Below are 19283 nucleotides of genomic sequence, written 5' to 3'. Positions count from 1 at the left end.
TTCGTCCTGAGCCAGGATCAAACTCTCCGTAAAAGACTCTCGATCAACAGTCGAAACTGCAAATCAGTCATAAACATAAAGAGTCAAATCACTAGCAAATAAACTCAACTAGCATTTTCAAACAACACCCGACAACAACCACCACAAGCGGGCAGCTGATACATCGAATGCATTCACCAAATAAAATTCGGCACTGACATTCATCGACACACTGTTGAGTTCTCAAAGAACACGCACACACCATTCACGTCCGAGATGATCTCGTCGGTGTCCGGGGCAACCGTTCCATCTTAGATCGGATGTTCAGGCTCAGTCAAACTGGCCTTCGATCCGCGGTTAAGACACAACCGAAGTAGTGTCCGAACCAGATTGTGTAGAGCGCGTCCGCTTCGCTCAGGCCTTGCGGTCTGGGCTGGCGTCCGTGTCGCTCTGACTTGGACAAAGTTACGCCCCGGATAACAACGCGTCAAATCCCCAGGTCGTTCGGACACAATCGGTGTGAACAGCCTGGTCGCGCTCGATGGATTGCCCCTCGAGCGGATGTCCAAACCAAATTACATCAATGTGACTCCGGCCACTGGCCGATCCTGGATTCAGCGAGCCACGCGTGCTCCCGCAAAGTTCCGCTTCCCGCGCCGGACCACCAACCATTGTCCGTGCAAGAGGTCGTCGCTCGACGGTGTCCAGTTCTCGTCGGCGATCTTGACGTTGTTCACCGCTGCCCCGCCCTCTTTGACCGCCCGTCGCGCAGCACCCTTGCTCTCGCTCAACCCTGTCGCGACAAGGAGGTCGACGATCGTGTTCGGAGCACCCACCTCGATGTCGGCCACAGATGCCTCGTGCAACGCCGCTGCCAGAGTGCTCTCGTCGAGGTCGGTGAGCTCGGCCCGCCCGAACAGTGCTTGGCTGGCGAGTTCGACCGAGCGAGTCGCCTCTTCGCCGTGAACCAGAGTCGTCATCTCTGCTGCCAGTCGCTTCTGAGCTTCTCGCGCGTGCGGTCGCTCCTCGGTTGCTGTCTCCAATTCGGCCAGTTCGTCCTGGGACAGGAAGGTGAACCAGCGCAGGTACTTGACCACATCGGCGTCACCGGTGTTCACGAAGTACTGGTACCAGGCGTACGGGCTGGTCATCTCGGGGTCCAACCAGAGACTGCCACCACCGGTGGACTTACCGAACTTCTTGCCGTCTGACGACGTGACCAGGGGAACGGTCAGCGCGTGAACCTGTTCGGCGTCCTGCCGACGGTTCAGTTCCACGCCGGCGATGATGTTGCCCCACTGATCCGAGCCACCGATCTGCAGACTGCAGCCGTACTCCCGGCGCAGCTGGACGTAGTCGTTGGCCTGCAACAGCATGTAGCTGAACTCGGTGTACGACATGCCGTCGCCCTCGAGCCGAGTCTTGACCGTCTCCCGCGCGAGCATGACGTTGATCGAGAAGTGTTTGCCGACGTCTCGGAGGAAGTCGATGGTGGACAGCTCCCCTGTCCAGGACAGGTTGTTGACCACCACGCCACCGGTAGGGCCGTCGTCCAGGTCTACGAACCGTTCGAGCTGCCCCCGGATACGCGACGCCCATTCGGTGACCACCTCACGGGAGTTCATGGTCCGCTCCCCCACATCGCGAGGATCACCGATCAGTCCGGTTGCGCCGCCCGCCAGAATGATCGGCCGATGACCGGCCCGCTGGAACCGCTTCAAGGCGAGCAGCGGAACGAGGTGGCCGGCGTGGAGCGAGGGTCCGGTCGGGTCGAAACCGGAGTACAACGTGATCGGCCCGTCCGAGGTGGCCTTCTTCAGTGCTTCCACGTCGGTGGACTGCGCGATCAGTCCGCGCCAGGTCAATTCGTCGATGATGTTCTCGCTCACGACGTCGATCTTCCCGCATGCACTTGCCGCCGCCTCGTTCAGCCCTCACGCAAGCCGGGCTGGGGAGCGCGGGGACTGCGCCGGTAGTTCGACACTGCAGGCGAGGCCGGTAGCCAGAAACGCCACGGTCTGTCTGCTGCCACGCTCACACCCACGCGTGGACCGACTTTCAACGCCTCGTCGCCCAGCGGATGTTCGAGCAGCTCGAGGGTGATCGGTGACGACGCGTCGAACAGATCGGTCCCGTTGTCGGCAAGTCCCACTCCGAGTGCTCGTCCGAGATTGCCGGGCCCTCGAGCCCACCCGGCCTCGACCCGCGCTGTTCGCGACTTTCCGCCACCGCGCCTGCCGTCGACGAGGTCGTGACCTGCAACTACCTGACCGGCTCGAAGCAGGACGGCAGCGGCCGTCCCGTCCGGCCCGCAACTGACGTTCATGCACAGGTGCATGCCGTAACTCAGGTAGACGTACAGCCGACCCGCCGGACCGAACATCACGGCATTTCGGGGTGTCGGACCACGGAAAGAATGCGCAGCGGGATCGGGCCACGGACCGTCGACCGGACCGCCGTATGCCTCGACCTCCACGATGCGTACCGACACCGCGCCTGCATGGACGGTGGCCCCGAGGACACGTCGGGCTGCGTCGTCCGGCTCTCCGATTTCCAAGTCAGCAGCGTTCACCCGTCCCATGATGCTGAACCCTTGACCTCGAGGCATCGACGGGGCTATGACTGCATCGATCGATGAAAGTCTGGAGGCCGACATGGCGTTCACCGGGCAACATGCCGTCGAGATCACAGGGTTGACGGTTCGCCGCGGCAACCGAACGGTGCTGCACAATCTGTCCCTGACGATTCCGCGGGCTGCCATCACCGGCCTCCTCGGCCCATCGGGCTGCGGAAAGACCACGTTGATGCGCGCCATCGTCGGCACGCAGATCGTTGCCGGCGGAACCGTGACAGTGCTCGGATGCCCAGCCGGCTCCACCTCCCTGCGCCGCACCGTCGGGTACGTGACGCAGGCACCGAGCGTGTACCGAGACCTCACCGTTCGCGAGAACGTGCAGTACTTCGGGTCGCTCTACGGTCGCCGCCACTCCGAGGTGGCGTCCGCCATCGCGGCTGTCGGACTCACCGACCATGCGGCGTCGCGGGCGGGTGAGCTCTCCGGTGGCCAACTGAGCCGGGTCTCCCTGGCCAGCGCGCTGGTCGCCGAACCCGAACTCATCGTCCTCGACGAGCCGACGGTCGGGTTGGATCCCGTCCTTCGCTCGGAACTGTGGTCACGATTCGCCGCAATCGCAGCGGTAGGTACGACAGTGCTGGTCTCGAGCCACGTGATGGAGGAGGCAGAACACTGCAGCCAGCTCGTACTGATGCGCGACGGTGCCGTCCTGGACCGATCGAGCCCCGAAGCGCTACTGGCGCGGACGAAGGAAACGAACCTCGACCGCGCATTCCTCTCGCTCATCAGATCCACGGAACAGACATCGTGAACGGACGAATCTACGCAGCGGGTACGGGTCGAATCCTGCGCCAGCTCAGAGCCGATCACCGATCGGTGGCCATGGTCCTGCTCGTGCCGTCTCTACTGATGGTGTTGCTTTATTTCCTGTACCGAGACGTCCCGGCTCCGCCGAACCAACAATCGTCGTTCGATCGAATTGCGATCACGATGCTCGGCATTCTGCCGTTCGTCGTCATGTTTCTGCTCACGTCGATCTCGATGCAGCGTGAACGCAGCACGGGAACACTCGAACGCCTGCTGACCACACCGATGTCCAAGATGGACCTGCTTGCGAGTTACGGCTCGGCGTTCTCGCTCGCCGCTGTAGGGCAGGCGCTGCTCGCGTGCGCACTCGCATTCGGATTGCTCGGGCTCGACATCGAAGGCTCGATCGGGTGGGTTCTGGTGATCGCGGTACTCGGGGCGATGCTCGGAGTGGCGATCGGGCTGTTGTGCAGCGCTTTCGCACGTACCGAATTTCAAGCGGTCCAGTTCATGCCGGTCGTCGTGATCCCGCAGCTCTTCCTCTGCGGGCTCCTGGTGGCCCGCGATCAGATGCCGAGTTGGCTCGGTGCAGTCAGCAACCTTCTGCCGCTGAGCTACCTGGTGGACGCCCTGCAGGAAATATCCGTCCACCCCGATGCAACCAGGCGCATGGGGGCCGACATCGCCGTGGTCGTGATGTTCACCGTGGCAGCGCTGACCGGTGCGGCAGCGACATTGCGTCGGCGGACACCATGAACGAAGTGATCTAGGACGTGGCGCGCGCCAGAATCAACTCGTGCTCGGCGTCGTCGACATCGCGCGCATCGTCGGCGAGCAACACCGGAATGCCATTTTCTATCGGATATGCGCGACGCAGTCGCGGGTTGTAGAGCAATTCGTCCTCGACGAGCAGGAGCGGGCCCTTGTCCACAGGGCACGCGAGGATGGAGAGCAGAGTCGAGTCGATTGCCACAGGTGTCCTTCTGTCTGCTCCGACCGAGTCGGAGTGATGGTCTTCGTTCACGCTACCGAACGCCGATTGTTTCCGTCGTCGGGGCCGCCGGCCGTACCTTCATGTCAGGAAGACTTCTCGGCGGTGGCCTGACGTCCCACGAAGCGTTCTGCCACAACAGCTTTCGTCAGTCGTCGGTAGCTGTTCGACTCCGGATCGTAGTACCACGATCGTGCGCTCGGAGTAGGAATTCCTGCCTGCTTCAATGCAGACGCGTTGGGTCGATAGGCGCGACCGACCGGGATGTCGGACACAACGTGGACGATCGCCGGGCGCTCGTCCGGAAGCAGAACTCCCAGGGCATCGGTGAGAGCGCGAGCGGTGATCACCGCTTCCGGCTGCAGGGAGACAGCACACACGGCAACCTCGGTGGCCGACGCTTCCATGCGGATCGACCGTGGCCCGTCGACGGCTACACGAACCCCGTAGACCACGGCCGAACCGACCTGGTCGAGATCGCCGACGGCGTCGACGATCGGCTGGGTGTACACCGGACCCCGCGCCGAGCGAACAACGGTGTCTTTACGATCGATGAGCCAGTAATCGCCGTCCGAATCACGCCGGAACAGGTTCTCGGTGGGTATCCACGCGTCGGTGGGCTCGAAGACCCCACGCATGACATGGCTGGTCGCTTCACCGTCACCGCTCGGGCGGCCCAGGAGCAGCCCGATCTCGTCGTCGCGGCACTGCCGCACGAATCCGTCGTCGTCCTCTTCGAGTCGGCCGGTGATCGGGTCGTACGCCGCCAGGGCCACTCGCGCACTGCCGGGCAGAGGGCGTCCCTTCGAGCCGATCTTCGTCCCGGCGACATTGGCCAGAATGACGTCGTTCTCGGTGGAGGCATAGAACTCGAGCACTCGCGCCGGGGTGAACTTCGCCAGGGTGCGACGCCACAATCCCACCGGCATACCGGAGCCGATAAACAGCCGAACCGGGTGACCGGTGTCGACCGGGAAGCGCCCGTCGTCGACGATCTGCTGCATCATCGTCCAGGTGTAGCTGACGACAGTGACGCCGTAGCGGTACACCTCTTCCCTGAAGCGCTCGGGATCGAGACCACGGGAGAGCGCGATCCTCGATCCGCCGGCAAGCGCGCCGCCGATGGTCACGAGTATGCCCGCCGAATGATGGAGCGGTGCTAGGCAATACACAGTATCGCCGGGACCGAGAGCGGCCGTCGTCGCGGTACCGAATGCGGACAGTGCCCAGCGATGGTTGGTGATGTATCGCGGTTCGAGACCACGGTCGGTGGTGGTGAACAGAATCATTGCCAGTTCGCGAGCGCGACCGGGATCCGGCTCGAACCAGGCCGGTAGCCGGACGGCGTCGGGGTCGATGGCTTCGAGGTCGATCACTTCGTAGCCGTCCGGAACATCGAGCCGCCGCGTCTCGCCGCCGCCGAGCACCAGTACGTTGGGCGCGACCGGAACCGCCGCCGCGGCATTTTCCGGATCGGCGATCACGGTGTCGACGTCCACGGTGCGTAACGCGGCAGTGAGGTCGCTACCCGGCTGCAGCAACACCGGAACAGCGCCGATGCGCGAGAGAGCTGCGATGGCGGCGAGGGCACTCGGCCTGGTCTCCATCAGCACACCGATGCGCGATGCCGGCCGTACACCGACGCTGATCAGACCTCGAACCACGTTGTCGATACGCACGTTGACGGCGTCGTAGGTGTGCACTCGGTCGTCGAAGAGGAAGCACTCGCCGAGCGGGGACTTTCTTCCCTGCTCAGCGATCAAGCGGCCCAACGAGACCCGACTGTGCGGCTGCATCTGCCCCAGCCGTGCCAGCCGCGGAAGGGTGCGCACGGCCTCGGTCGAGATCTCACGAGTGCCGCGCACGGCACCGGTCGCGGCCGACGCCAATCCGCGTCCTACACCGACTCCCACTTCGGCGATGGAGGCAGCGGTATGAATCAGCCTGTTGGTGATCGACACTCCGCTGTCGCTGTCCGAGTGCTCCTCGTGTTCCATCACGCGCACGGCCTCGGGCTTCGGTCCGAGGTTCTCGCGCCACCGAATCCAGTTTCCGGTGGTCGGCCACGTCTGCGCAGCTGCCGTGCTACCCACCACGAGACCGAAATGGCCTGCACGCAAGGTCGTTTCGAATACCTGAGCACGCGGTGCGGCACGCCGGATTCCGCGCACCGCCAACGGCTGTCCGATGTCGTCCACCTCGCCGACGAACGCCAAGACCGGCACCGTCAACTCGGCAAGCGTCAACAACCTGTCCTTGATGACGAAACCGCCGGTCATCATGCGGTTGTGCACGACGAACTGCTTGAGCAACTCGGCCACGGCGGGCCCGGACCACGCCACCCAGCCGTCCATCGCCAGGAAGCGGCGCTGCGGCTCCCGAGGCAACAGTGCTTCCCGATCGTGCAACTGTCGCAGGAAATCCAAACGAGACCGCACGGTCTTCGCCGGGTCGAGCAGCTGAAATCCCGTCCGCGCCATCCACCCCGACACGGCCAAGCGCGTGAATACATGGTCGGCGAGAAACTCTGCGCCCCGAGTTGCGACACCGGCCGGGATACCCAACGGCAAGCCGGCCAAGGTGTCCACCGGAGCCCCGAACGTGATGAGGCTGGCCAGATTTCGTCCACCTCGATAGGCGGCAGCCTGGTAGCAGAACATGCCGCCCTGCGAATACCCTCCGAGGTAAACGTCGCGACCGGTGTGCTCGTGCACCTTGTCCACGACCTCGCTGATGGCGACGACGTGATCGGCCAGGGTACGGCTCCATCCGCCCTCTTCGGTATCGGGCGAACCGAAATCGACCACCCACGGGTCCATACCCATGCCGTGCAGAATGCCGGCCGCACCTTGATCGGTGGTGACGTCGTACACGTCCGCGGAGACCATCATCGGCGGAATCAGCACCACCGGAGGACTGTCCACGGGAACGTCGTCGGGGAAGTAACGCCGCAACCGATACATCGGCTCGCGGTCCATCACTCGGAAGGGCGACGGATCGACCTCGGTCTCGAGACCACCCAGCCGGATGACCTCGAGGCCGTTCTGGGCCGTTGCGATAGCACGCCGCAGTGGACCACGTACCGCGTCTGCATTCAGTCCCACAAATACACTCCTGCGTTCGGCCCCGACGGAACGACCGACATCGGTCTTCGCGTGACGAAAGCTTCTCACATCACACTCGTGGAATCGGCGAGGATGTCGACTAGTGCCGCAACACCGGCACCTCGGCCCACGCGCGCAACGTCGACGCAGTCGCCCGCACACCACCGAGCTGGTGCGCCACCTGAACCGCCGCGGTGCCGCCGCGAGCATCACGCGAGGAAATGGAGCCCTCCACGGTGAGCACCTCGCGCACCGCCGGAGTGAGCGCCGGATCGATCGACGCGAGCTCGTCGTCGGTCAGATCCACCAGCCCGACGCCCCGCGCTTCCGCCGCGCGCACGCAGGCTCCCGCTGCCTCGTGAGCTACCCGGAACGCAATCCCTTGCCGCACCATCCATTCGGCGATGTCGGTGGCGAGCGTGAACCCGGCCGGCGCGAGTTCGGCCATGCGATCGGTGTGGAACTCCAATGTCGCCGTCAAACCGGTGAGTGCCGGGAGCAGCAACTCGAGCTGAGCCACCGAATCGAACACCGGCTCCTTGTCTTCCTGAAGATCCCGGTTGTACGCCAAGGGTTGTGCCTTGAGGGTGGCCAACAGGCCGGTCAGATTTCCGATCAGGCGGCCCGTCTTGCCACGAGTCAACTCCGCGACGTCGGGATTCTTCTTCTGCGGCATGATCGAGCTGCCCGTCGACCATGCATCTGCGAGAGTCACGTAACCGTATTCGGGTGTGCTCCACGAGATGACCTCCTCGGCGAACCGAGACAGGTCCACCGCTGTCATCGCCAGGACGAACGCGGCTTCCGCCGCGAAATCACGCGAGGACGTGGCGTCGATCGAGTTCTCGGCGGACGAATCGAACCCGAGTTCGGCGGCGATCTTCTCGGGGCTCAGACCGAGCGAGGAGCCGGCCAGAGCGCCGGAACCGTAGGGCGACACTGCCGCTCGCCTGTCGAAGTCCGCGAACCGCTGGACATCACGCAGCAGCGGATGGGTATGTGCGAGCAGATGATGCGCCAACAACACCGGCTGCGCCGCCTGCGAATGAGTCTTGCCGGGCATGACCGCGGTGGGGTGAGCCGCAGCCTGAGTTGCCAATGCGTCCACGACGTCGAGAACACCGACCGCCACCCGACGGACGGCGTCGCGCAACCACATCCGGAACAGGGTCGCGACCTGATCGTTGCGTGAGCGGCCGGCGCGCAGGCGACCACCCACCTCGGGTCCGACCCGGTCGATCAAACCGCGTTCGAGGGCGCCGTGCACGTCCTCGTCCGACTCGGCCGCGACGAACTCACCGGACGCCACGTCGTCGGCCAGCCGCTGCAAACCGTCGAGCATGGTCTCGAGGTCCTGCGGGGTCAGCAGTCCGGCACCGTTCAGAACCCGAGCGTGCGCCATGGACGCACGGATGTCGTAGGGCGCGAGAACCCAGTCGAAGTGTGTCGATTTGCTCAGGGCAGCCATGGCAGCCGCCGGGCCGGAGGCGAAGCGCCCGCCCCACAGCGAGCCTTCGTTGGTTCCGTGTGCGTTGCTCGAAGTGGTCACAGGCCCAGGTCCCGCTTCGCTGCGATCTTGGAGGAGAGCCCGTGCAGCTGCACGAATCCCTTGGCCGCCGACTGGTCGAACGTGTCGCCCTCGTCGTAGGTAGCGAGGTTGAAGTCGTACAAAGACTCCCCGCTGCGACGGCCGTTGACGATGATTCCGCCCGCGTGCAGCACCAAGCGGATGTCGCCCGAGACGTGTTCCTGCGTGTGCTGAACGAACGTGTCGAGTGCACCCTTGAGCGGCGAGTACCACAGGCCGTCGTAGACCAGCTCGGCCCACTTCTGGTCGGTATGACGCTTGTAGCGGCCGAGTTCGCGCTCGAGGGTCACGTGCTCGAGTTCTTCGTGCGCACGGATCAGGACCATCGCACCGGGAGCCTCGTAGATTTCACGGCTCTTGATGCCGACGAGCCGATCCTCGACGACGTCCAATCGGCCGACACCCTGAGCGCCCGCACGGGTGTTGAGTTCTTGGATCGCACCGAGCACCGACAGCGGACGGCCGTCGATGGCGACCGGGCGACCCTTGTCGAACGTGAGTATCAGTTCGTCGGGTGCCTGGAAGTTGACCGTCGGATCCTCGGTGTAGTCGTACACATCCTTCGTCGGCGCGTTCCACAGATCTTCCAGGAAGCCGGTCTCCACTGCTCGTCCCCACACGTTCTGGTCGATGGAGAACGGTGACTTGGTGGTGACGTTGATCGGAATGTCGTTCTCCTCGGCGAACGCGATCGCCTTCTCCCGGGTCCACGCGTAATCGCGTACCGGTGCCAGCACTTCGAGCTCCGGAGCGAGCGTGTTGAAACCGACCTCGAACCGGACCTGATCGTTGCCCTTGCCCGTGCATCCGTGGGCGACGACGGTTCCGCCGTGCGCACGTGCGTTCTCCACCAGATGCTTGACGATCAGCGGGCGGCTGATGGCCGAAACCAACGGATACCGATCCATGTACAGCGCGTTGGATTGCACCGTCGGCAGGCAGTACTCGTCGGCGAACTCGTCCCTGGCGTCGACGACGACCGATTCGACTGCGCCGCAGTCCAATGCGCGCTGGCGGACGACATTCATGTCCTCACCGCCCTGGCCGAGGTCGATGGCAACAGCGACGACCTCCTTGCCGGTCTCCCGTCCGATCCAGCTGATGGCGACAGAGGTGTCGAGTCCGCCGGAGTAGGCGAGGATGACGCGTTCGGCCATGGTGATGACGCTCCTTCGTGGTTCGTGTGGTGCAGTGCGGAGTGACCGGATCTCAGTTTCCGCGTCGAGCGAGCTTTTCTATCTTGTCGGCGATCTCGCCGCCGGTGGTCGGTTCACGGGCGATGAGCAGGATCGTGTCGTCCCCGGCGATCGTTCCCACGACTTCCGGCAATGCAGCACGATCGAGGGCGCTGGCCAGGTAATGCGCAGCTCCGGGCGGTGTCCGCAGAACTGCCTGGTTTCCGCTGTGATCGGTGGACACCAACAGCTCCCCCAACAGCCGCAGGAGACGGTCGGTTCCGCCCGACACCCCGCGCACCGGGCTGCCGTCCTCGGGGACCACGTACACCCCGACGCCGCCGTCGGGAGCGCGCAACTTCACCGCACCCAACTCTTCGAGGTCACGCGACAGCGTCGCCTGGGTAGTGTCGATCCCCTCGGCGGCGAGCAACGACGCCAGCTGCGGTTGACTGCGCACCTGATGCGTGGCCAGCAACGCGATGATCCGCGCCTGTCTGCCCGCGCGGGTCGACGCGGTCAGCGGAACCGCAGTGACGTCGTCACTCACGGTCGCCGAGCCTGCTCGAGGAGCCAGACCAGCAGTGCTTTCTGCGCGTGCAGACGGTTCTCGGCCTCGTCCCAGACGACACTGTGCGGACCGTCGAGCACCTCGTCGGTGATTTCCTCGCCGCGGTGGGCAGGAAGGCAATGCAGCACGACCGCATCGGATTTCGCCTTCGACAGCAGCTCGGAGTCGATGCGGTAGGGCCGGAACGGAGCGACTCGATCGAGTCCGTCGTTCTCCTGACCCATCGATGTCCAGGTATCGGTGACGAGAGCGTCGGCACCGTCGGCGGCCTCGTCGGGGTCTTCGGTCACCGTGATGGACGCTCCGGTCTCCTCGGCGCGCGCACGTGCGGCATCGAGGACGTAACCGAGTGGTGCGAATTCCTTCGGAGCGGCGATCCTGACATCGAGTCCCGCGGTCACTCCGCCGATGAGAAGCGAATGTGCCATGTTGTTGGCACCGTCGCCGAAGTACGCCAGCGTCCTCCCGGTCAGGTTTCCCTTGTGCTCGATCAGCGTCTGCAGATCGGCGAGGACCTGGCAGGGATGGAACTCGTTGGACAGCGCATTGACGATGGGAATCGTTGCACCCGTTGCCATCTGCTCCAGCCGCTTCTGGCCGAACGTACGCCAGACGACCGCCTCGACGTAGCGGGACAGCACGCGGCCGGTGTCCTGCAGAGTCTCCTCGCGTCCCAGTTGAGTGTCGCTTCCGGTGACCACAACGGCGTGGCCACCCAACTGCGCAATGCCCAACTCGAACGAGAACCGAGTTCTGGTGGAATTCTTCTCGAAGATCACACCGACGCCCTTCGGCCCCTCGAGCGGCCGCTTGGAGAACGGAGCCCGCTTGATCTCGGCCGCGAGCGCCAGGATTTCTCCCTGCTGCTGCGGGGTGATGTCGTCGTCGCGAAGGAAGTGCTGAACGGTCATGGCTGGTGTGCCTCCTGTGCTGCGTCGAGAATTGCCGGTAGTGCCGAGACGAACGACGCGGCCTGCTCTTCGGTGATGATCAGCGGCGGTGCGAGCCGCAATACGTCTGGTTGCGCTGCATTGATCAGGAAGCCTGCGTCACGGGCCGCCGCCTCGGCCGCAGGCGCAACTGCGGCCGTGAGCACCACTCCGAGCAGAAGCCCGGAGCCCCGAACATGGCTGACGAGAGGGTGTTCGAGAGCCTCGATGGAATGAGCGATGGTCTTGCCGAGACTGTCGGCGTGCGAAACGAGGTCGTCGGCGGCAATGGTCCGCAACACAGCCAACGCAGCAGCGGCGCAGACCGGGTTGCCGCCGAAGGTGGTGCCGTGCTTGCCCGGATGCAACAACTCCCCCGCCGCCCCGATACCGATGCAGGCTCCGATGGGCAGACCCCCGCCCAGTCCTTTGGCCAAGGTGATCACGTCGGGCACGATGCCGACCGACTGGTGGGCGTAGAACCAGCCCGTGCGGCCGATACCGGTCTGCACCTCGTCGAGGACCAACAGCGCGCCGTGCTTCGCCGTGATCTCACGTGCGGCAACGAGATACCCGTCGGGAGGAACGACCACGCCGCCCTCCCCCATGATGGGTTCGAGAAACACTGCGGCGGTGTCGGAATCGACGGCTGCCTCGAGCGCGGCGATGTCTCCGTAGGGCACGTGCTGGACACCGGCAGGCATGGGTTCGAACGGAATTCGCTTGTCGGCTTGTCCGGTGAGCGCCAGTGCACCCATCGTCCGTCCGTGAAAGGCCTTCTCGGCGGCAATGATGTGGGGACGACCGGTCAGACGCGCGATCTTGAACGCCGCCTCGTTGGCCTCGGTACCCGAGTTGCAGAAGAACACTCGTCCCGTCGCACCCGCACCCAGATGTGCGAGCAATTGCTCGGCCAGTTCGATACCCGGTTCCGTCGCATACAGATTCGACGTATGACCCAGCGTGGAGAGCTGAGCAGTGACCGCCTCGATCACCGCAGGATGAGCGTGGCCCAGGATATTGACGGCGATACCGGCCAGCAGGTCGAGGTACTGCTTGCCGTCGGCGTCGGTCACCACAGCGCCTTCGCCTCGGACGAGCGCTACGCGCGGCACACCGTAGTTGTCCATCAGCGACGTGGACCACCGCTGCTGTAGATCGACCGTGGACTGCGTGCCGGTCATGACGTGACTCCTGACGTAGACGAGTGATCGGGGGTGACCATGGTGCCGATCCCCTCTCCGGTGAACAGCTCCACCAGAACCGAATGTTCGACGCGACCGTCGATGACGTGCGCCGACGGCACTCCGGCACGAACGGCCCGCAGGCAGGCTTCCATCTTCGGAACCATCCCGGCATCGAGCGTGGGCAGCAATGCGTCGAGTTCCGACGCGTCGATTCGAGAGGTCAGGGAACTGCGATCGGGCCACGCCGTGTAGAGACCCTCGACATCGGTGAGCACGACCAACTTCTCTGCCCCGATCGCACTGGCGAGAGCAGCAGCAGCGGTATCGGCGTTGATGTTGTGCACCACGCCGTCACTGTCGGGTGCGATGGTGGAGACCACCGGAATGCGGCCTGCGGCAATCAGATCGAAGATCGCCTTCGGATCTACCGAGGTGACGTCGCCCACCAGACCGATATCGGTATCGACGCCGTCGACCAGGACCGAACGACGCGTCGCGGTGAACAGGTGTGCGTCCTCCCCCGAGATTCCGACGGCATACGGCCCGTGACTGTTGATCAAGCCGACGAGTTCACGGCCGACCTGCCCGAACAGCACCATCCGAACGATGTCCATGACTTCCGGTGTGGTGACCCGAAATCCGCCGCGGAACTCACCCGTCAGGCCCAGCCTGGTGAGCATGGCCGAAATCTGCGGGCCTCCGCCGTGCACGACGACGGGGTGAATTCCGACGGTGCGTAGAAACACCATGTCGGCGGCGAACGCTCGTTTGAGATCGTCGTCGATCATGGCGTTCCCGCCGTACTTCACCACGACGATCTTGCCCGAGAAGCGCTGGAGCCAGGGCAGCGCCTCGGCGAGCGTGAACGCCTTCTGCGCTGCCGTCAATTGCGTTGCAGCAGCAGTCATGACGAGTACGCCGAGTTCTCTTCGACGTAGGCGTGGGAGAGATCCGTCGTTCTGATCGTGGCCGTACCGGACCCGAGTCCGAGGTCGATGGTCACGGCGATATCGACTCCGGACAGGTCCACCTCGCGCGCACCCGGAGCGCCGACGCCGTCGATGCACACCGGATTGCCGTTGAACGACACGGCAATCCGATCCGGATCGAGTTCGATCGGAGCAATACCGATCGCCGCGAGTACACGGCCCCAGTTGGGGTCCGAACCGAACAGGGCCGTCTTGGTGAGACTGTCCCTGGCGACCGTCCTCGCACCGACGAGAGCCTCGTCCTCGGATACTGCACCGGAGACGGTGATCTTCACTCGCTTCGTGACGCCCTCGGCATCGGCCATCATCTGATCGGCGAGGTCGTCGCATACCGCCAGAACAGCAGCGTCGAGGTCCTCCTGCGACGGGCTCACACCGCTCGCCCCGGAGGAGAGCAGCAGTACCGTGTCGTTCGTGGAGGATGCGCCGTCGACGTCGAGTCGGTCGTAGGACAACCGGGTGGCCGCACGAAGCGCGGTGTCGAGCTGCTCCGCGGTCGCGACGGCGTCGGTGGTGATGACACTGAGCATCGTGGCCAGCGAGGGTGCGAGCATGCCCGCGCCCTTGGCCATGCCACCGACATTCCACTTGTCTGCGTGATGAATCGCGGCCTGCTTCGGAACGGTATCGGTGGTCATGATCGCGTAAGCGGCATCGGTGCCACCGGAGATACCGCCGGCCAGTTCGTGCACCACCTCGGTCACCCCCGGCAACAGCTTGTCCATCGGCAACCGATCGCCGATGAGACCTGTCGAGCACACGGCAACCTCGATGGCCCCTGTTTCCGAACCCCAGTTGCTCAACACGGACGCGACCTCCTCGGCCGTCCGATGCGCGTCCTGGAAACCGGGTGCACCGGTACAAGCGTTGGCACCGCCCGAGTTCAACACCACCGCGCGAAGCCGACCGGTGGTGAGCACCTGCTGCGACCACAGCACCGGCGCGGCCTTGACCTTGTTGCGGGTGAAGACGCCCGCTGCCGTGAAGTCCGGGCCCTCGTTGAACACCAGAGCCAGATCGGACCTGCCACTTGCCTTGATACCCGCGGGAATCCCGGCCGCACGGAATCCGGCGGGAGACGTCACGCCCTGGGAACGCACGAGCTTCCCCGCGATCGAGGCGACCGTATCCGTCTCGCTCTTCAGGCCGGTCATGGAGCAACTCCTACGGTAGAGAGACCGTCGGTCTCGTCGATTCCCAACGCCAGATTCATCGATTGCACTGCTGCACCGGCTGTTCCCTTGGCCAGGTTGTCGATGGCCGCGATGACCACCAGCAAGCCGGCGTCTGCATCGACGGACACACTCATCTGCACGGCGTTCGATCCGATGACCGAACCGGTCTGCGGCAGCCGCCCGGCCGGAAGAACATGAACGAAAGGCTCTGCGGCATAGGCCTTCTCGTACACCTCGACGGCCTGAGCCTCGGTAGCGGTGGTCACGGCCGTACAGGTGGCCAGAATGCCACGCGGCATCGGCGCGAGTACCGGAGTGAACGACACCGACACGTCGGTACCGGCCACAGCCGACAGGTTCTGCACGATCTCGGGAGTGTGCCGGTGCGCGCCTGCTACCGCGTATGCGCGAACCGAGCCCATCACCTCGGAGCCCAGCAGGTCGGCCTTGGGTGCCCGGCCCGCACCGGACGTGCCGGTGACCGCAACGATGTTGACCCGTGGCTCGATGATTCCGGCGGCAACTGCCGGGGCCAGGGCTAGGCTCGACACCGTCGGATAGCACCCGGGCACGGCGATACGCGTGGCCCCGACCAGGAGCTCGCGGTGCCCCGGTAGCTCCGGGAGCCCGTACGGCCAAGTCCCCGCATGCGGGGACTTGTAGTACTTCTCCCAGGCTGCCGAGTCGTTGAGGCGGAAATCGGCACCGCAGTCGATGATCACCACGGATTCGGGCAACTGGAGCGCGAGTTCGGCGGATTTACCGTGCGGCAACCCGAGGAAGATCACGTCGTGTCCGGCAAGTTCGTCGACCGTCGTGGGGCCGAGCACACGGTCGGCAAGCGGCAACAGGTGGGGATGGAACTCACCCAGTGTCGCGCCTGCATTGCCACCCGCAGTCAGCGCTCCGATGACCAACGAGCCGTCGCGTACAGCTGGGTGGCCGAGCAACAGGCGAAGGATCTCACCACCGGCGTAGCCACTGGCACCCGCCACCGCGATGCGCTTCGGCGTTGCCTCCGAAATAGTCATGCGGTTTATTATGCAGCATCATGCAAGCTCATTCATCGGCGGGCCGGAAACGCTAGCTGCTACCCATCGATCTACGAATTTCGTCGAGCTTCTTTCGGCCCGCTTCCTGCCGATCGTTCCACTGTTTGTCCAGGTCCTGACCGGCTCTCGATTCCCGGTCCAGCTCCTCCGCCCCGACAGCCGTACCCGAGCGGTGCTCCACCTTCTCTCGCACCCCGTCCCAGGTCGGCACCCCGGAGTCGGTGAACTCGCCCGTAGTCGCACCGCCGACATAACCCCCACCCCCGCCGACGGGCAGGTCGTCTACCAATTCCGCATCGATGACGCCCGGCACCGTTCCGCCCAACGGAGCTCCCGGTGGTGGATCGCCGAGCGGCTGGTCGATACGAGGTTTCGTCACCTGCGGAACATCCACATCGGGAACGGTTCCCGGCGGGACGCCGCGATCCGGACCGGCTGGCTCGGGTTCCGCCGTCCCCAACTCGGCCGCCAGAGCGGATGCCGCCGCTGCCACCGGAGCCAACCGAGGTCGGCCGGCCACCGCCGCGAGAACCTCGTTCAACACCTGCAGATCCGAGGCCGTGGCCTGCGTGTCGGATTCACTCATCGGCTGCTCCCGTCGTCGTGCCCGTCATGACACCACGCTACGCACAACACCGGCCGCGCCGTCGACGGTTCAGCTACGCAGCTGGGCACCGACCGCTGTGGATGCCGCCGCCACGGCTGCGTCGCGAGCCGCCGTCGCCTGATCCTCGGTCAGGGTTCCGTCCGAACCGCGGAACCGGAGGGCGAACGCCAACGACTTACGCCCCTCGCCGACCTGTTCACCCTCGTAGACGTCGAACAGTCGGATGGACTCGAGCAGTTCTCCACCGCCGATCGTCAGTGCTGCCTCGACGGAGGCCGCGGGCACAGACGCGTCGACCACGACAGCGACGTCCTGCAACACGGCCGGGTATGGGGATACTTCGGGGGCCGGAAGCGATTCGACGACGGGCAGAGCGCTCAAACTCAGCTCCACCGCACACGTACGCGGCGGCAAACCGGCTCGCTCGAGCACAGCCGGATGCAGTTCACCTGCGTGCCCGACGACCTCACCGTCGAGAAGAACCTCGGCGCACCGGCCCGGATGCCAGGGAAGGTGTTGTGCTGCACGAAGATCGACGTGCACGCCGGACGCCGCGGCAACCGTGCGCACAGCGGCGAACGCGTCTGCGGCCTCGGCTGCTCGGCCCGGTCCCCAGGGCCCGGACGGCTCACGCTGACCGGCGAGCACCACGCCCACGTGTACCGGCTGTGCGGGGAGGGACCCACGGAGCATCGCGATCTGATCGTCGGTCGGTCGCCGGTCGACCGGCAACGCGTCCACTGCAGCGGTCGCGTCGTGCCGGAGAACGACCTGGGCGATTCCGAACAACGACACGTCCCGCTGACCGCGCGCGATGTTCCTGTTCAGCATTTCGAGCAGACCGGGAAGCACGGTCGTCGCAAGATCGGGGCGGTCGGCCTCGAGCGGGTTCAACACCGACGTCGTCGCCCGGCGCGGGTCGTCCGCGTCGAGGCCCCACGTGTCGAAGATTCCCTTGGGCAGGAACACCGGCGGAAGAACTTCGACATAGCCGGCGAACGCAAGGGCCTTGCCGACTGCCCGCCGACGCTTCTGCTCGGCGGTGAGGCCGCGCCCACCGGGAGCGGACGGCAGAATCGACGGGATCTTCTCGAGCCCTTCGAGCCGCAGCACCTCTTCGACCAGATCGGCGCGCTGCACCAAGTCGGGTCGCCACGAGGGAGGATCGACGACCAGTTGTCCGTGGCCGCCACCGTCGACATCCACCTCGACGGTGCATCCGATCTGAGTGAGCCGTCGAGCAGCGGTCCCGTCGGGGTACTGCACACCCGCGATCCGATCGGGCAGGTCGAAGTCCATCGTCACCGACGGGAACCGGGCAGCCTCGCCGATGTCGGTCAGCACCGGTTCGATACGTCCACCGGCGATCTCGACGAGCAACTGTGCGGCCCGATCGAGCGCCGCAACCGGGAGCGCCGAATCCACAGTCCGCTCGAAACGCTTGCTCGCCTCGCTCGACAGCTTGTGGCGACGGCCGGTTCGGAACACCGCGAGCGGATCGAACGATGCTGCTTCGAGAACGACATCGCTGGTCGAGTCGTCGACCTCGGTGGACGCCCCGCCCATGACGCCGGCCAACGAGATGGCTCCCGTTCCGTCGGCGATGACCACGTCTTCCGCATCGAGCGACCGCTCGACGCCGTCGAGCGTCGTGAGCGTCTCCCCCGCATTCGCGCGCCGCACGACGAGATGACCGTCGAGCTTGCTTGCGTCGAAAGCATGCAACGGCTGTCCGAGTTCGTGGAGCACGTAGTTGGTCACGTCCACGGCCGCCGAGATCGGTCGCACCCCGGCCAGCAGCAGTCTCCGCTGCATCCACCAGGGAGTGACGGCAGCGGGATCGATACCCACGACCTTGCGCAGAGCGAACCGAGAAGTACCGGACTCAGGCTCGACCGTCACGGGCCAGGCGTCACCGGTGACCTCGGTGGGCATCGTGCGCGCCGGATCCACATACGGAAGATCGAAGCTGCACGCCAACTCACGAGCCAGGCCGCGTACCGAGAAGGCGTACCCGCGGTCCGGTGTCACGTTCAGCTCGATCACCGAATCATCGAGGCCCAGAACGACTTTGGCATTGTCGCCGGGCTGCGCAGTCCCTTCCGGTAGCACCAGGATGCCGGAGTGGTCCCGGCCGAGACCGAGCTCGAGCGTCGAGCAGATCATCCCGTTGGAGTTGCGGCCGTACGTCTTGCGCGACGCGATGGCGAACCCGCCCGGCAGAACGCTGCCGGGCAGCGCCGCGACGATGAGGTCCCCCTCGGCGAAATTGCGTGCACCGCAGACGATCTCCTGCGGCTCGTCGGCCCCCACGTTCACGAGGCAGAACCGAATGGGCTTCTTGAATTCGGTCAGTTCCTCGATCGACTCGACCCGACCCACCACGAGGGGCCCCGTCACGTTGTCCAACGAGACCAGCTCCTCGACCTCGAAACCGACGCGTACGAAACCCGCGTCGAGCTCGTCGGGCGAGACGGACCAGTCGGGAGTACCCGCGTGCAGGACCTCGGTCAACCAGGAATGTGGGACTCGCACGTGTGCTCAGCTCTTTCTT

At 64.9% G+C, this 19283-nt stretch carries 16 protein-coding genes; 2 read left to right on the top strand and 14 right to left on the bottom strand.

Going from position 1 to position 19283, the window contains the following annotated elements:
- Positions 1-593: 593 nt before the first annotated feature.
- Entirely contained in the window at positions 594-1868 is a 1275-nt protein-coding gene (gene tyrS / locus CH278_RS03835) for a tyrosine--tRNA ligase (protein ID WP_027497224.1), read from the bottom strand.
- 38 nt (positions 1869-1906) lie between these two features.
- Positions 1907-2560 carry a DNA-3-methyladenine glycosylase gene (locus CH278_RS03830; protein ID WP_032365509.1) on the bottom strand — a complete coding sequence of 218 codons (654 nt, stop codon included), beginning with the start codon at positions 2558-2560 and terminating at the stop codon, positions 1907-1909.
- Positions 2561-2633: 73 nt separating this feature from the next.
- Between CH278_RS03830 and CH278_RS03825 the strand changes: the two genes are divergently transcribed.
- Positions 2634-3365: an ABC transporter ATP-binding protein gene (locus CH278_RS03825; RefSeq protein ID WP_027497226.1), complete on the top strand. Its 732-nt coding sequence runs from the start codon at positions 2634-2636 to the stop codon at positions 3363-3365.
- Entirely contained in the window at positions 3362-4117 is a 756-nt protein-coding gene (locus CH278_RS03820) for an ABC transporter permease (protein ID WP_057473444.1), read from the top strand. Before CH278_RS03825 ends, CH278_RS03820 begins: the two co-directional genes overlap by 4 nt.
- Before the next feature lie 10 nt (positions 4118-4127).
- Here CH278_RS03820 and CH278_RS03815 read toward each other — a convergent pair whose 3' ends face one another.
- From CH278_RS03815 to pheT, 12 genes are all read right to left on the bottom strand, one after another.
- A complete protein-coding gene (locus CH278_RS03815; RefSeq protein ID WP_032365531.1) occupies positions 4128-4334 on the bottom strand; it encodes a Trm112 family protein in 207 nt (68 codons plus the stop codon).
- Between the two features lie 104 nt (positions 4335-4438).
- Complete coding sequence (locus CH278_RS03810) at positions 4439-7456, bottom strand: AMP-binding protein (protein WP_094621227.1); 3018 nt, start codon at positions 7454-7456, stop codon at positions 4439-4441.
- 100 nt (positions 7457-7556) lie between these two features.
- On the bottom strand, positions 7557-9005 hold the full coding sequence (argH, locus tag CH278_RS03805) for an argininosuccinate lyase (RefSeq protein ID WP_027497230.1): 1449 nt from the start codon (positions 9003-9005) through the stop codon (positions 7557-7559).
- Positions 9002-10201 (bottom strand): argininosuccinate synthase, encoded by a 1200-nt coding sequence (locus CH278_RS03800; protein ID WP_094621187.1) that lies wholly within the window; start codon positions 10199-10201, stop codon positions 9002-9004. The genes argH and CH278_RS03800 overlap by 4 nt, the downstream gene beginning before the upstream one ends.
- 52 nt (positions 10202-10253) lie before the next feature.
- Positions 10254-10769: an arginine repressor gene (locus CH278_RS03795; RefSeq protein ID WP_032365512.1), complete on the bottom strand. Its 516-nt coding sequence runs from the start codon at positions 10767-10769 to the stop codon at positions 10254-10256.
- Positions 10766-11701 (bottom strand): ornithine carbamoyltransferase, encoded by a 936-nt coding sequence (gene argF / locus CH278_RS03790; RefSeq protein ID WP_032365513.1) that lies wholly within the window; start codon positions 11699-11701, stop codon positions 10766-10768. The genes CH278_RS03795 and argF overlap by 4 nt, the downstream gene beginning before the upstream one ends.
- Positions 11698-12903: an acetylornithine transaminase gene (locus tag CH278_RS03785; protein ID WP_027497234.1), complete on the bottom strand. Its 1206-nt coding sequence runs from the start codon at positions 12901-12903 to the stop codon at positions 11698-11700. Before CH278_RS03785 ends, argF begins: the two co-directional genes overlap by 4 nt.
- A complete protein-coding gene (gene argB, locus CH278_RS03780) occupies positions 12900-13814 on the bottom strand; it encodes an acetylglutamate kinase (protein ID WP_027497235.1) in 915 nt (304 codons plus the stop codon). The genes CH278_RS03785 and argB overlap by 4 nt, the downstream gene beginning before the upstream one ends.
- On the bottom strand, positions 13811-15049 hold the full coding sequence (gene argJ / locus CH278_RS03775; RefSeq protein WP_048318716.1) for a bifunctional glutamate N-acetyltransferase/amino-acid acetyltransferase ArgJ: 1239 nt from the start codon (positions 15047-15049) through the stop codon (positions 13811-13813). The genes argB and argJ overlap by 4 nt, the downstream gene beginning before the upstream one ends.
- Positions 15046-16101, bottom strand: coding sequence for an N-acetyl-gamma-glutamyl-phosphate reductase (gene argC, locus CH278_RS03770; protein ID WP_027497237.1), 1056 nt, complete (start codon positions 16099-16101; stop codon positions 15046-15048). The genes argJ and argC overlap by 4 nt, the downstream gene beginning before the upstream one ends.
- Before the next feature lie 52 nt (positions 16102-16153).
- Positions 16154-16708 carry a hypothetical protein gene (locus CH278_RS03765; protein ID WP_094621186.1) on the bottom strand — a complete coding sequence of 185 codons (555 nt, stop codon included), beginning with the start codon at positions 16706-16708 and terminating at the stop codon, positions 16154-16156.
- 69 nt (positions 16709-16777) lie between these two features.
- Complete coding sequence (gene pheT / locus CH278_RS03760; protein ID WP_094621185.1) at positions 16778-19264, bottom strand: phenylalanine--tRNA ligase subunit beta; 2487 nt, start codon at positions 19262-19264, stop codon at positions 16778-16780.
- Between the last annotated feature and the right edge of the window lie 19 nt (positions 19265-19283).

The organism is Rhodococcus sp. 05-2254-5 (genome assembly GCF_002258575.1).
Lineage (GTDB): Bacteria > Actinomycetota > Actinomycetes > Mycobacteriales > Mycobacteriaceae > Rhodococcoides > Rhodococcoides fascians.
Note: the sequence above shows the minus strand (reverse complement) of the source record. Positions and strands in the feature narration are given on the sequence as shown.